The sequence below is a fragment of the Krasilnikovia sp. MM14-A1259 genome (assembly GCF_047159535.1).
GTDB lineage: Bacteria > Actinomycetota > Actinomycetes > Mycobacteriales > Micromonosporaceae > Actinoplanes.
Genome location: NZ_BAAGAJ010000002.1, coordinates 1,909,101 through 1,923,107 on the forward strand (window position 1 = coordinate 1,909,101; position 14,007 = coordinate 1,923,107).

Here is a 14,007-nt window from a genome sequence, read left to right on the forward strand (position 1 = left end):
CGGGATCAGGGATGGCCATCCTCGGCATCGACATCGGCGGCTCCGGCGTGAAGGGCGCGCCGGTCGACCCGGCCCGTGGCGAGCTGCTCGACGAGCGCTACCGGGTGCCCACACCCCAGCCGTCGGAGGTGTCCAGCGTGGTCGAGGCGGTCGCCGAGGTGGCGGGCCGGTTCTCCGGCTACGACCGGGTCGGGGTGACCTTCCCCGGGGTGATCGTCGACGGCGTGGTCCGTACCGCGGCGAACGTCGACCCGTCGTGGCTGGAGGCGGATGCCGCGAAGCTGTTCGCGCAGCGGCTCGGGCTGCCGGTGGCGGTGCTCAACGACGCCGACGCCGCGGGCGTCGCCGAGGTGGCGTTCGGCGCCGGCCGCGGGCAGCCCGGCCTGACCGTGATGCTCACGTTCGGCACGGGCATCGGCAGCGCCCTGTTCCTCGACGGCATCCTGATGCCCAACACGGAGTTCGGCCACCTGGAGCTGGGCGGCGTCGACGCGGAGCTGCGTGCCGCCGACCGCGCGCGCGAGGTGGAGGATCTGAGCTGGGAGGACTGGGCGCGCCGGGTCCAGACGTACCTGCGCCACCTGGAGATGCTGCTGTCACCCCAGTTGTTCGTCATCGGCGGCGGAGTGAGCAAGAAGGCGGACCGGTACTTCCCGCTGATCGACGTCCGTACGCCGATGGTGCCCGCCGCGCTGCTCAACAACGCCGGGATCATCGGCGCGGCGGTGACCGCCGAGCAGGCCGCCGGTCACGCGGGCCCGCTCACGGTCGACGCCGCCCACGCCGGCGCCCCCCGGAGCTGAGCGGCCGTGGCCCGCACCATCGCGACCAACACCCGGGCCGGGCGTGCCGACCTGCTCGATTTCCTGCGGCCCCGGCACCGCGCCATCCTCATCACGACCCGGCGCGACGGCCGCCCTCAGTCGTCACCGAACACGTGCGGGGTGGACGCCGAGGGCCGGGTGGTCATCTCGACGTACCCCGAGCGGGCGAAGGTCGCCAATGTCCGGCGCGACCCGCGGGTGTCGTTGTGTGTGCTCTCCGACGAGTGGAACGGCCCGTGGGTGCACCTCGACGGCACGGCCGAGGTGCTCGACCTGCCCGAGGCGTTGGAGCCGCTGGTGGAGTACTTCCGGGGCATCTCCGGGGAGCACCCCGACTGGGACGAGTACCGGCAGGCCATGATCGCGCAGGGCAAGTCCCTGATCCGGATCTCGATCGACAGCTGGGGGCCGATCGCCACCGGCGGGTTCCCGGCCCGGCTCGCCGACTGACCAGCCCAGGGGAAGGGTCAGCCGCTGATGCCCAGCCACGGGTTGGGCACCTCGACGCCGAGCAGGTAGCGCAGCTCGTCGCGGTGCAGCACGGCCACCGGGTCCAGCAGGTCGGGGTGGCGCAGCAGCACGGCGGCTGCACGTTCCCGCGGGTTCGGGGTGGTCAGCCGGCGGAACTGGCTCAGCAGGTCCCCGGCCCGGCGCGGGCGCGGCCGGCGGTGGTCCTCCTGCTCGGGCACGGCCGCGGCGACCGCCCCCACCGCGTGGACCGCGAGCATCGGGTCGGCCAGCAGGCACGCGGCCCAGCTCACCACGACCTCGTCGACCCAGGTGCGCCACGCCTCGTCCTCGTCGTACTCCTCGACCGGCTCGCAGCCGACCCGCCAGTCCAGCACCGCCGAGCCGCCTGGCCCGGCGAGCGCCACCAGCTCGGCGTCCACCGGCGTCGGGTAGCGCAGCCACGCGCTGACCGTCACCGCCTGGCGTACCTGGAGCTCGGCCAGCGCGGCCGCCTGGTGGTCCGCGCCGGTGGCCGGGTAGGCGCGCGCGAGCCAATGCGTGCTCGCGGCGATCACCGGCGACAGCGCGGCAGACGGACCGGCCACAGGGCCCTCCCAGAGTCGAGGCGACCCGGGCGGGGCGCGACACGCCCTGTTCCTCGGCCGTACGGCGCCGAGGCTGAGCAAGATCACTCGGATCGCACCGCTTGGCAACCGACGCGCACCCGAGGATGCACCCGCCGGGCCCGCTCTCCGGTAGGTTGAGGCGGTACGGGCGCCACCGGATCTCGTCGTTCCTCCACAGCGGAGATGCCGCCGCGGTGCGGCGGTGGATTTCCCCGTCGCGCAGCCCGTCCCCGCCCCCCAAGCACTACGGTGGAGATCATGACCGGTCGCTTTCCCATCGAAGACGTCACGCCGTCGGTGTCCTGCGGCCGCTACCCCGCGAAGGCGGTCGTGGGCGAGCTCGTGCCGGTCTCGGCGATGTCCTATCGGGAAGGACACCACGCCCTCGGCGTCAATGTGGTATGGCAGGGGCCGGACGGCCAGCCCGAGCCGTTCACCCGGATGCAGCCGGGCGAGCCCGGCCTCGACCGCTGGCACACCGTGATCAAGCCGGACCGGGTCGGCCGGTGGACGTTCACGGTAGAGGCGTTCGATGACGCATATCTCACCTGGCGCAACGCGGTCACCAAGAAGATCGGCGCCGGCCAGGGCCCGGGCGAGCTGGCGAACGATCTCACCGAGGGCGCCGAGGTGCTCGACCTGGCCACCAAGATCGTCCCGGCGGCGGAGGAGGAGCGGATCCGGGCCGCCGCCGCGGCGCTGCGCGACGAGCAGCGCCCGCTGTACGAGCGGGTCTCCCCCGCCCTAGACCTGGACGCGCTTCTCTGGCAGCACCCGGTGCGCCACCTGGTCACCACGACCCGCTCGTACGCGATCTGGGTGGACCGCCCGCGCGCCCTGTTCTCCGCGTGGTACGAATTCTTCCCCCGCTCCGAGGGCGCCGAGATCGGCCCGGATGCCGTCCCGGTGCGGCACGGCACGTTCCGCACGGCCGCCGAGCGCATCCCGGCGGTCGCCGCCATGGGCTTCGACGTGCTGTACCTGCCGCCGATCCACCCCATCGGCAAGATCAATCGCAAGGGCCGCAACAACACGCTCGTCGCCCGTCCCGAGGACGTCGGCTCCCCGTGGGCGATCGGGTCGGAGGAGGGTGGCCACGACGCCATTCACCCGCAGCTGGGCACGCTGGAGGACTTCCGGGCGTTCGTCGCGGTGGCCCACGAGAACGGCATGGAGGTCGCGCTGGACCTCGCGCTGCAGGCAGCGCCGGACCACCCCTGGGTGCGCGAGCACCCGGAGTGGTTCACGACCCGCGCCGACGGCACCATCGCCTACGCCGAGAACCCGCCGAAGAAGTACCAGGACATCTACCCGCTCAACTGGGACAACGACTACGCGGGCCTGCGCAAGGAGGTCCTGCGGGTGGTCCTGCACTGGGTGGCGCAGGGCGTCAAGATCTTCCGCGTCGACAACCCGCACACCAAGGCGCTGAACTTCTGGCAATGGCTCATCACCAAGGTCAAGGACACCGACCCGGACGTGCTGTTCCTGGCCGAGGCGTTCACCCGGCCGGCCATGATGAACGGCCTCGGCAAGATCGGCTTCACCCAGTCGTACACGTACTTCACGTGGCGGACCACGGCCTGGGAGATGCGCGAGTACCTGGAGCAGCTGCTCGCCTCCGCGGACTGGATGCGGCCCAACTTCTGGCCCAACACCCCGGACATCCTGCACGAGACGCTGCAGCACGGCGGCCCGCCGATGTTCAAGATCCGCGCGGTGCTGGCGAGCCTGCTCTCCCCGTCGTGGGGCATGTACTCCGGATTCGAACTGTTCGAGCACGAGGCCCGGCCCGGCGCCGAGGAGTACCTCGACAACGAGAAGTTCGAGCTCAAGCCGCGCGACTGGGCGGGCGCCGCCCGGTCCGGGCGCACGCTCGCGCCGTACCTGACCACCCTCAACCGGGTCCGGCGGGAGAACTCCGCGCTGCACTGGCTGCGCAATCTGCATTTCCACGACGTCGACAACGGCGCGCTGCTGTGCTGGTCGAAACGGGACGCGGAGACGGGCAACACCATTCTGGTGATCTGCTCGTTCGACGTACACAACGTGCAGTGGGCCAACACGACGCTGGACATGCCGGCACTGGGCATGGACTGGCACGAGCGGTTCACGGTGACCGACCAGATCACCGGCGCAACGTACGAGTGGGGCCAGCAGAACGCGGTCCGCATCGACCCGTACGTCGAACCGGCGCACGTGTTCGTGGTGCAACCGCGCCGCTGACCGCGATTGGAACTCCTGCGGGTGGGGTAGGTGGGAAAAGATGGACCAGGCGAGTCATCTCGACCCGGCGGACGGCAGTCACCTCGAACACGGCGTGGTGGAGCACCCCAGCGCGGGCGACTTCGGCCACGCGCACGCCCTGCCCGCGGACCGGACGTGGTTCCAGCGGGCGGTCTTCTACGAGGTACTGGTCCGTGCGTTCTACGACTCCGGCGCCGACGGCTCGGGCGACCTGCGCGGGCTGATCGAGCGGCTGGACTACCTGCAGTGGCTGGGCGTGGACTGCCTCTGGCTGCCGCCGTTCTACGACTCCCCGCTGCGCGACGGCGGCTACGACATCCGCGACTTCTACAAGGTGCTGCCGGACTTCGGCACGGTCGACGACTTCGTGGCGCTGCTCGACGCGGCACACAAGCGGGGCATCCGGGTGATCACCGACCTGGTGATGAACCACACCTCGGACTCGCACCCGTGGTTCCAGGCGTCGCGCAACGACCCGGAGGGCCCGCACGGCGACTTCTACGTGTGGAGCGACACCAGCGAGCCGTACCCCGACGCCCGGGTGATCTTCGTGGACACCGAGGAGTCGAACTGGACGTTCGACCCGGTGCGGCGGCAGTTCTACTGGCACCGGTTCTTCTCCCACCAGCCAGACCTCAACTACGAGAACCCGGCCGTGCAGGAGGCCATGCTCGACACGCTGCGGTTCTGGCTCGACCTGGGCATCGACGGCTTCCGGCTGGACGCGGTGCCGTACCTGTTCGAGGCCGAGGGCACCAACTGCGAGAACCTGCCCGCCACCCATGCGTTCCTCAAACACTGCCGCAAGGTGATCGACGACGAGTACCCGGGCCGGGTGCTGCTGGCCGAGGCGAACCAGTGGCCCGCCGACGTGGTGGAGTACTTCGGCGACCCGGCGACCGGCGGCGACGAGTGCCACATGGCGTTCCACTTCCCGCTGATGCCGCGCATCTTCATGGCCGTACGCCGGGAGTCCCGCTTCCCGATCTCCGAAATCCTGGCCCAGACCCCGGCGATTCCGGAGAACTGTCAGTGGGGGATCTTCCTGCGCAACCATGACGAGCTCACCCTCGAAATGGTGACCGACGAAGAGCGCGACTACATGTACGCGGAGTACGCCAAGGACCCGCGCATGAAAGCCAACGTCGGGATCCGCCGCCGCCTCGCCCCGTTGCTGGAGAACGACCGCAACCAGATCGAGCTGTTCACCGCGTTGCTGCTGAGCCTGCCCGGTTCCCCGGTGCTGTACTACGGCGACGAGATCGGCATGGGCGACAACATCTGGCTCGGCGACCGCGACGGCGTCCGTACGCCGATGCAGTGGACGCCGGACCGCAACGCCGGCTTCTCCACCGCCAACCCCGGCCGGCTCTACCTGCCCGCCAACCAGGACCCGGTGTACGGCTACCAGGCGGTCAACGTGGAGGCCCAGCGGGACAACTCGACGTCGCTGCTGAACTGGACCCGCACGATGCTGGCGGTACGCCGCCGGCACGAGGCGTTCGCGATCGGCACGTTCCGTGAGCTGGGTGGCTCCAACCCGTCCGTGCTGGCGTTCCTGCGCGAGGCCGGCGACGACGTGGTGCTGTGCGTCAACAATCTGTCCCGCTTCCCGCAGCCCATCGAGCTCAATCTGCAGCACTGGAACGAATACACGCCGGTCGAGCTGACCGGCCACGTGAACTTCCCGCGCATCGGCCACCTGCCGTACCTGCTGACCCTGCCCGGGCACGGGTTCTACTGGTTCCAGCTGTGCCGCTCGGAGGAGAAGTGATGTCGCTGCCGTTCGTCGACTGGCTGCCCCGGCAACGCTGGTACGCGGGCCGGACCCGCACGTTGGAGTCCGCGAAACCGGCATCGTCCACCGCACTGCGCGACAACCTCGACCTGGTCCTGGTCGACGTCACGTACACCGACGGCAGCTCGGAGCGTTATCAGGTTCTGGTGGCCTGGAATTCCGGCCCGATCGCGGAGTTCGCCGCGATCGCCACGATCGGTGCCGACGGCGAGCGCACCGGCTACGACGCGCTGTACGACCCCCACGCGGACCGGTACCTGCTGTCGCTGGTCGCCTCGGGCGAGGCCGTCGGCGACGTCGTCTTCGAACCGGAACCGGGGGTGACACTGCCGGTCGACGCGGAGCCGCGGGTGTTCGACGCCGAACAGACCAACACCAGCGTCATCTACGAGCAGGAGGCCATCTTCAAGGTCTTCCGGCGCGTGGCCACCGGCATCAACCCGGACATCGAACTGAACCGGGTGCTCGGCCGCGCCGGGAACCCGCACGTGGCGCGGCTGCTCGGCTCGTTCGAGACCACCGAGAGCGGTGAGCCGTGCGCGCTGGGCATGGTCACGGAATACGCGGCCAACTCGGCCGAAGGGTGGGCGATGGCCACCGCCAGCGCGCGGGACCTGTTCGCGGAGGACGCGGAGCTGCGCGCGGACGAGGTGGGCGGCGACTTCTCCGGCGAGTCGTACCGGCTGGGCGAGGCCGTGGCCAGCGTGCACCGCACGCTCGCCGAGCAGCTCGGTGCGGGCCCCGCACCGTTCCCGGTGGACGCGGTGCTGGCCCGGCTGCGGGCCGCGGGCGCCGCCGTGCCGGATCTGGCGCCCTTCGTGCCGGCCATCGAGGCGCGGTTCCGGACGCTGACCGGCGCCCAGGTCAGCGTTCAGCGGGTGCACGGCGACCTGCACCTGGGCCAGGTGCTGCGCACGCCGTCCGCGTGGCTGCTCATCGACTTCGAGGGCGAGCCGGGGGCGCCGCTCGACGAGCGGCGGCTGCCCGACTCGCCGCTGCGCGACGTCGCCGGGGTGCTGCGCTCCTACGAGTACGCCGCGTACCAGCTGCTGGTGGACTCCGACGACGACGAGAAGCATCTCGCCGCCCGCGCCCGCGAGTGGGTGGATCGTAACCGGGCGGCATTCTGCGACGGCTACGCTGCCGCGGCGGGCACCGACCCGCGCGATCAGGCTCCGTTGCTCGCAGCGTACGAGTTGGACAAGGCGGTCTACGAGGCCGTGTACGAGGCCCGGCACCGGCCGGGGTGGTCGCGGATCCCGCTGCGCGCCATCGCCCGCCTCGTCGGCTGACCACGGGAGGACATCGATGATCGGGCACAGCACCTCGCGCTCCTCGGCCGCCGACGAGCGGGCCATGCACGCGGTGATCAGCGGGGACACCCACGACCCGCACGCGATCCTGGGCGCGCACCCGCACGGCGGGCGGACCGTGATCCGGACACTGCGGCGCGGCGCCACGCAGGTGACGCTGCTGTTCGGCGGCGAGAAGGCCCCGATGGCCAAGGTGCACCCCGAGGGCATCTTCGCGGTCGACGTGGCCGGGACGGTGCTCGACTACCGCCTCGACGTCGACGGGACCGAGTTCGACGACCCGTACCGGCATCTGCCCACCCTGGGCGAACTGGACCTGCATCTGATCGCCGAGGGCCGCCACGAGAAGCTGTGGAAGGTGCTGGGCGCGCAGCCGCGGGGCACCGGGGTGGCGTTCGCGGTGTGGGCGCCCAGCGCCCGCGGGGTGCGCATCATCGGCGACTTCACCGGCTGGGGCGCGCACGAGGGCTGGCCGATGCGCTCGCTGGGCTCCAGCGGGGTGTGGGAGATCTACGTGCCGGGCGCCGCCCCCGGCACGAAGTACAAGTTCCGGATCCTCGGCCGCGACGGGGTGTGGCGGGAGAAGGCCGACCCGATGGCCCAGCACACCGAGGTGCCGCCGCAGACCGCGTCCGTGGTGTACGAGTCCGGCTACGAGTGGGGCGACGGCGAGTGGATGGCCGCCCGGGCCCAGCGCAAGCCGCACCAGGAGCCGATGAGCATCTACGAGGTGCATCTCGGCTCGTGGCGCCCCGGGCTGTCCTACCGTGAGCTGGCCGAGCAGCTCACCGCGTACGTCGTGGACACCGGTTTCACCCACGTCGAGCTGATGCCGGTGATGGAGCACCCGTTCGGCGGCTCCTGGGGTTACCAGGTCACCGGGTACTTCGCGCCGACCTCGCGGTTCGGCACCCCGGACGAGTTCCGCCACCTCGTCGACACGCTGCACTCCGCCGGGATCGGGGTGATCCTCGACTGGGTGCCCGCCCACTTCCCCAAGGACGAGTGGGCCCTCGCGCGCTTCGACGGCACGCCCCTGTACGAGCACGGCGACTGGCGGCGCGGCGAGCACCCGGACTGGGGCACGTACGTCTTCGACTTCGGCCGTACCGAGGTGCGCAACTTCCTGGTCGCGAACGCCCTGTACTGGTGTCAGGAGTTCCACGCCGACGGTCTGCGCGTCGACGCGGTCGCCTCGATGCTGTACCTGGACTACTCGCGTGCCTCCGGCGAGTGGACCCCGAACCAGTACGGCGGCCGGGAGAACCTGGACGCGATCAGCTTCCTGCAGGAGATGAACGCGACCGTGTACAAGCACAACCCGGGCGTGGTGACGATCGCGGAGGAGTCCACGGCGTGGCCCGGCGTCACCCGGCCCACCCATCTGGGCGGGCTCGGCTTCGGCTTCAAATGGAACATGGGCTGGATGAACGACACCCTGACGTACATGGTCAAGGAGCCGATCCACCGGCAGTGGCACCACCACCAGATGACGTTCGCCACGGTGTACGCGTGGAGCGAGAACTACATCCTGCCGATCAGCCACGACGAGGTGGTGCACGGCAAGGGTTCACTGACCGGCAAGATGCCCGGCGATCTGTGGCAGAAGCTCGCGAACACCCGGGCGCTGCTCGGCTTCATGTGGGCGTTCACCGGCAAGCAGCTCATCTTCATGGGCGCCGAGATGGGCGACGAGCGGGAGTGGAACGAGGGCACCGGCCTGGACTGGGAGCTGCTGCAGGACCCGCGGCGCGGCGGCATCCGCCAGCTCGTGCAGGACCTCAACCGGGTGTACCGCGACAGCCCGGCACTGTGGACACAGGACACCGAGCCGAGCGGTTTCCGCTGGATCAGCAGCGAGGACTCGCAGCACAACGTGTTCTCGTTCCTGCGTTTCGCCCCGGGCGGCGAGACGCTCGCGTGCGTGGTCAACTTCGCGGCGATCCCGCACGAGGGCTACCGCATCGGCCTGCCCCGGCCGGGCGTCTGGCGCGAGGTGATCAATACCGACAGCGAACTGTACGGCGGCTCCGGCGTCGGGAACCTCGGCCAGGTGACCGCGGAACCCACCCCGTGGCACGCCCTGGACTTCTCGGTGTCCCTGCGGGTCCCGCCGCTGGGCGCGGTCTGGCTGCGCCACGAGTCCGCCGGCCCGTGACGGTGACACGATCGGATTGCGGCCGGATCAGGGCTGTCGTGTGTCTGCGTGGCGTGGCAGGGTGGAGAGGCCCCTCCGGATCGGCGTGAGCCGCCGCATCCTCAGGTGACGCGCAGCCCCGGGAGCCCCGATGCCGGACCAGGACACCACCGCACGCCGGTGGCCGAACGGTGCCGCGGCGACCGACCGCCGGACCACACCGGCACACATCGCCCGGATCCACACCTGCGACCCGGACGAGCACCGTGCCTGGCTCGCCACGCGTTACACCGATCATCGGCGCACGATCCGGCCACGGTCCCACGGATTCGGGTTCGTCACCGAGTTCGGCCAGGTCGGCGACCTTGCGGTCGGCCGGTTCACGTACACCGCGGCCACCACGATCACGGAGTGGCCGACACTGCCGTGCATCGTCGCGGGCCGGATCCACGCCGGCCGGTACCGGTTGCGCCAGGGCAGCGAGGAGGTCCGATTCGGCAAACATGACGCGCTGCTCCTGCCGCTCGACGGCGGCGCTGTGGTCAACGACTGCTGCCGGTACACCAGCGTGCGGCTGGCGCTGAACGTGCTGCTCCGGGTGGCCGAGGAGGAAACCGGACTCGATCGCTCGCTGGTCCGCTTCACCGGCGTGCAGGCGATCTCGGCGGCGGCACGGCGGCAGTGGCTGGCCACGGTGGAGTTCGTCCGGCGCGGCATCTACCGCCGTGACCTGGACCCGCCGCTGTTGCTGGCCGCGGCGGAGCAGGCGGTCGCGGCCAGCCTGCTCGCCACGTTCCCGAACACCACCATGACCACCGAGCAGCGGCGGCCACGCGACCCGGCCACCCCGGCCACGGTGCGCCGGGCCGCGGCGTACATCGACGAGCACGCCGGCGAGCCGATCAGCGTGAGTGACATCGCGGTCGGCGCCGGGGTGACACCGCGCACGTTGCAGGCCGCGTTCCGGCGCCACCGCGACACCACCGCCGGGGCCTACCTGCGCCGGGTCCGGCTGACCCGCGCCCACGAGGATCTGGCCGCCGCCGGGCCCGGCGACGGCAGCACCGTCGCGACCGTCGCGGCGCGGTGGGGATTCGCGCACCCGCGACGCTTCGCGGCCGCGTACCGGCAGGCGTACGGCCGGGCGCCGAGCCGAACCCTGCGGTCATGAACGCGCGCCGCACGCCGGCGGCCGGGGTGCCCTCCACGGACGACACCGCGCGCGAGGACCGGTACCGGATCGACTTCGCCACCACCGATCCCGAGCGCGCCCGGGCCTACCTCAATACCGCATTCGACTCCGCCATGACCATCCGCGCCCACCCGGACACGTACCGGTTCCGGCACACCCGGCTCGGCGCCCGGCCGTTCCACCTCGATTCGCTGGACCATCAGGCCGTCATCGAGTACCGCTGCGGCCCCGAAGCTCCGATCATGGTGACGCGGGTCCATCGCGGATTACGCACCGACTTGGACCGCGACATCCGGTACGGCACCGGCGATCTCGGCCTGCACGTCCACACCGGCCGAACGCAGCGGGTGCGGCAGGAGGCCCTGCAGGGTTCACTGGTCGGCATCGCCCCGCAGGTCGTCGCCGAGGTCGCCCGCAACGACCCCGAGCGCTCCGGAACCCCGTTGTCCTTCACCGCCGTACGCCCCGGCCGCCCGGCCGACGTCCACCGTTGGTTGCGGGTCGTCGACTACGTCGCGGACAGCATGCACAGCGCTCCCGAGTTCATCACGCACCCGCTGCTGGTCGGCCCGTTCGCCCGGCTGCTCGCCGCGGCCCTGCTCACCACGTTTCCCAACACGTGCACGACCGAGCCGCGCCACTACGACCGCACCGATGCCACCACCGCCGCGCTGTCGCGCGCCGTCGGCTTCATGGAGGCCAACGCCGATCTGGACATCGGCGTCGTGGACGTAGCCCGGGCCGCCCGCGTCACGGTCCGCGCCGTGCAGCGTGCGTTCCGCCGCCACCTCGGCACGACCCCCACGGCCTACCTGCGGCGGGTCCGCCTGGCCCGCTGCCACCAGCATCTGACCGACGCCGGCCCGTTCTCCGACGCCACGGTGGACGAGGTCGCGGCCCGGTGGGGCTACGCCGACCCGGCCCGGTTCCGGGCCGACTACCACCATGCGTACGGGCACGCGCCGTGCCGCACCAGCGTCACCGGGGACGGGTGAGCCAGTCCGTGGCGAGCAGGCCGAACAGCAGGTCGTCGGTCCACTCGCCCTTGGCCCAGGTGTACCCCCGGCGCAGGCCCTCGCGGGTGAAGCCGACCCGTTCGAGCAGTCGGGCGGAGGCGAGGTTGCGGGCGTCGCAGTCGGCCGAGACGCGATGCATGCCGCGTACCCGGAACAGGTGGTCCAGGACCGCGGTCACCGCCTCGGTGGCGTAGCCGCGCCCGCGGAACTGCGGCGCCAGCGTGAAACCGAGGTCCGCGTGCCGCCCGTCCGGGTGCGTGCCCACGCCGACGTCGCCGGCGAGTACGTGGTCAGCGGTGCGCTCGGCCGCGTACTGGAACCAGCCCGGACCGTCCGGATCGGCCACCGCCATCTCCGCGACGAACGCCTGCGCCGCGTCGAGCCCGAACGGGGCGTCCCACGACTGGTAGCGGGCAGTGTCCGGATCGGACCGGTACGTGCACAGCGGCGCGGCGTCCGCGCCCCGGAAGCGGCGCAGCACCAGGCGTTCCGTGGTGAGCAGCGTCAGCCTTCCTCGATGTCGGCCACGATCACGGTGACGTTGTCCGGGGCGCCCGCCTCCAGAGTGCGGGCGATCAGCTCGGCCGCGCACTGCTGCCGGTCCGGATGGTCCCGCAGCGTCACCCCGATCACCTCGTCGGTGACGTAGTCGGAGAGCCCGTCGCTGCACAGCAGGAAACGGTCGCCCGGCTGCACCGGCACCATTCTGCCCGCGGGCCGGATCGGGCCGCCCTGCACCGCCTGCGTCACCAGGGCCCGCTGCGGGTGGCGGCGGGCGTCGTCGCGGCTGAGCACACCGGAATCCACCAGCGCCTGCACGTACGTGTCGTCGCGGGTGAGCTGGGTCAGTTGCCCCTCGCGGCTGAGGTAGCAGCGCGAGTCGCCGACGTTGAGCGCGGCCATCGCGTCCCCGGTCAGCATCAGCGCGGTCACGGTGGTGCCCATGCCGTCGCGGGCGCCGTCGTCGGCGACCGCCGCCTCGATCCGCTCGTTGGCGGTGCCCAGCGCCGAGATCAGATCCTGCAACGGCTCGCCCCTGTCGGGCATGTCGTCCACCACCGCCAGCGCGCGGACCAGGATGTCGCTGGCCAGTTCCCCCGCGGGCAGCCCGCCCATGCCGTCGGCGACGACGAGCAACCGGGCGCCGACGAATGCCGCATCCTCGTTGTTGTCGCGCACGAGTCCCTGATCGGTGGCCGTGACGGCGCTCAGCACCAGCGTCATGCCACCAGACTGCCAAGAACCTGCCGGGCTGTCTGTAGTACCTACTACGTAGTGTTGGGTGGTGATGGCGGTACCAATGGTGGGACGTGCCGACGCGCTCGACGAGCTGCGCCGGGCATGGCAGCGGGTCGACGACGGGGGCGGATGCGTGCCCGCGGTGCTCACGGGCGAGCCGGGCACGGGCAAGAGCGCCCTGGTCGGGGCGCTGCTGCAGACGGTACGGCCGGGCACGGTGCTGACCGGCGCGGCGCGCCTGCACTCCCCCGCCCCGTACGACTGGCTGGCCGCGGTGCTGGCCGGGCGGGACCTGAGCGCGCTGCCGGTGCCGCCGGACGCACTGGCCTGGCTGGCCCAGCACCCGGACGTCCCCCGGGAGCGGTACACCCCGGAGGCGCTGCTGCGGCTCGCCGTGGGCGCGGTACGGGCACTGGTCGGCGCCGGGCCCGCGATCCTCGTGATCGAGGATCTGCACGCGCTCGACCCGGCCAGCCTGAACCTGGTCGGCGAGCTGGCCGCCGCGGACCTGCCCGCCCTGCTGCTGGTCACCAGCCGCCCGCCGGACGCCGCGGTGTCCCCGCAACTGGCCGCGCGCAGCCTTGCCCGGCTCTCCGGCGTGCCCGGCGCGGTCCGCCGGCACCTGGGCGCCCTGGACGCGGGACAGGTCGGGCAGATCCTCGCGCACGCGTACCCGGACGACGCGCCGTCGCCGCAGCTGGCCACCGCGGTGTGGCGACGTACCGGCGGGAACCCGTACCGGCTGACCGAGCTGCTGGTCGTGGCGGGAGGGCGGGGCCCGGCGGCGCTGGTGGACGAGCCGCTGCCCGGGTACCTGGCGACGACTTTCTCAGCGGCGGCGCCGCTGCAGCCCGGTGGCCCGCATGCCGAGGGCAGCGCGGAGCAGCAGATCGCCGGCGGACCGCTCACGCCGGAACCCCTCGCCGCGCCGAAGGAGCTGACCGCCCGCGAACGGGAGGTGCTCGGCTGCCTCGCCGAAGGCATGTCGAACAAACAGATCGCCCGGGCGCTGGAGATCTCGGTGCGCACGGTGACGGTGCACGTGTCGAACCTGCTGCGTAAGACCGGTGCGGCGTCGCGTACCGAGGTGGCGTTGCGGGCGGTCCGGGCGAGCACCGCACCGGCCGGCGCTCATCCCGGCGTGCAGCGATGAGCGGGGCGGCGC

At 71.7% G+C, this 14,007-nt stretch carries 12 protein-coding genes; 9 read left to right on the forward strand and 3 right to left on the reverse strand.

The window, feature by feature from the left end; genetic code table 11:
- The first annotated feature begins 11 nt into the window (after positions 1–11).
- Both ppgK and ACMCNK_RS08235 read left to right on the forward strand, forming a co-directional pair.
- The gene (gene ppgK / locus ACMCNK_RS08230; protein WP_412735797.1) at positions 12–803 is read left to right on the forward strand and encodes a polyphosphate--glucose phosphotransferase; all 792 of its coding nucleotides are present in this window, start codon (positions 12–14) and stop codon (positions 801–803) included.
- 6 nt (positions 804–809) lie between these two features.
- The gene (locus tag ACMCNK_RS08235) at positions 810–1,274 is read left to right on the forward strand and encodes a PPOX class F420-dependent oxidoreductase (RefSeq protein ID WP_412735798.1); all 465 of its coding nucleotides are present in this window, start codon (positions 810–812) and stop codon (positions 1,272–1,274) included.
- A gap of 17 nt (positions 1,275–1,291) precedes the next feature.
- Here the strand turns inward: ACMCNK_RS08235 and ACMCNK_RS08240 are convergent, their stop codons facing one another.
- A complete protein-coding gene (locus ACMCNK_RS08240) occupies positions 1,292–1,879 on the reverse strand; it encodes a hypothetical protein (protein ID WP_412735799.1) in 588 nt (195 codons plus the stop codon).
- A gap of 279 nt (positions 1,880–2,158) precedes the next feature.
- Between ACMCNK_RS08240 and ACMCNK_RS08245 the strand changes: the two genes are divergently transcribed.
- From ACMCNK_RS08245 to ACMCNK_RS08270, 6 genes are all read left to right on the forward strand, one after another.
- Positions 2,159–4,126: a maltotransferase domain-containing protein gene (locus ACMCNK_RS08245; RefSeq protein WP_412735800.1), complete on the forward strand. Its 1,968-nt coding sequence runs from the start codon at positions 2,159–2,161 to the stop codon at positions 4,124–4,126.
- Positions 4,127–4,166: 40 nt separating this feature from the next.
- Positions 4,167–5,921 (forward strand): maltose alpha-D-glucosyltransferase, encoded by a 1,755-nt coding sequence (gene treS, locus ACMCNK_RS08250; protein ID WP_412735801.1) that lies wholly within the window; start codon positions 4,167–4,169, stop codon positions 5,919–5,921.
- The gene (locus tag ACMCNK_RS08255) at positions 5,921–7,237 is read left to right on the forward strand and encodes a maltokinase N-terminal cap-like domain-containing protein (protein WP_412735802.1); all 1,317 of its coding nucleotides are present in this window, start codon (positions 5,921–5,923) and stop codon (positions 7,235–7,237) included. The genes treS and ACMCNK_RS08255 overlap by 1 nt, the downstream gene beginning before the upstream one ends.
- 64 nt (positions 7,238–7,301) lie before the next feature.
- On the forward strand, positions 7,302–9,416 hold the full coding sequence (gene glgB / locus ACMCNK_RS08260) for a 1,4-alpha-glucan branching protein GlgB (protein WP_412740782.1): 2,115 nt from the start codon (positions 7,302–7,304) through the stop codon (positions 9,414–9,416).
- Between the two features lie 130 nt (positions 9,417–9,546).
- Positions 9,547–10,566 carry a helix-turn-helix transcriptional regulator gene (locus tag ACMCNK_RS08265; protein WP_412735803.1) on the forward strand — a complete coding sequence of 340 codons (1,020 nt, stop codon included), beginning with the start codon at positions 9,547–9,549 and terminating at the stop codon, positions 10,564–10,566.
- Positions 10,563–11,582: a helix-turn-helix domain-containing protein gene (locus ACMCNK_RS08270; RefSeq protein WP_412735804.1), complete on the forward strand. Its 1,020-nt coding sequence runs from the start codon at positions 10,563–10,565 to the stop codon at positions 11,580–11,582. The genes ACMCNK_RS08265 and ACMCNK_RS08270 overlap by 4 nt, the downstream gene beginning before the upstream one ends.
- Here ACMCNK_RS08270 and ACMCNK_RS08275 read toward each other — a convergent pair.
- Positions 11,566–12,084, reverse strand: a complete 519-nt coding sequence (locus ACMCNK_RS08275; protein ID WP_412735805.1) for a GNAT family N-acetyltransferase — start codon at positions 12,082–12,084, stop codon at positions 11,566–11,568. The two genes, ACMCNK_RS08270 and ACMCNK_RS08275, sit on opposite strands and share 17 nt — an antisense overlap.
- Before the next feature lie 23 nt (positions 12,085–12,107).
- On the reverse strand, positions 12,108–12,827 hold the full coding sequence (locus ACMCNK_RS08280) for a PP2C family protein-serine/threonine phosphatase (protein ID WP_412735806.1): 720 nt from the start codon (positions 12,825–12,827) through the stop codon (positions 12,108–12,110).
- A 64-nt stretch (positions 12,828–12,891) separates the two neighbouring features.
- Between ACMCNK_RS08280 and ACMCNK_RS08285 the strand changes: the two genes are divergently transcribed.
- The gene (locus ACMCNK_RS08285) at positions 12,892–13,995 is read left to right on the forward strand and encodes a LuxR C-terminal-related transcriptional regulator (protein WP_412740783.1); all 1,104 of its coding nucleotides are present in this window, start codon (positions 12,892–12,894) and stop codon (positions 13,993–13,995) included.
- The last annotated feature ends 12 nt before the right edge of the window (positions 13,996–14,007 follow it).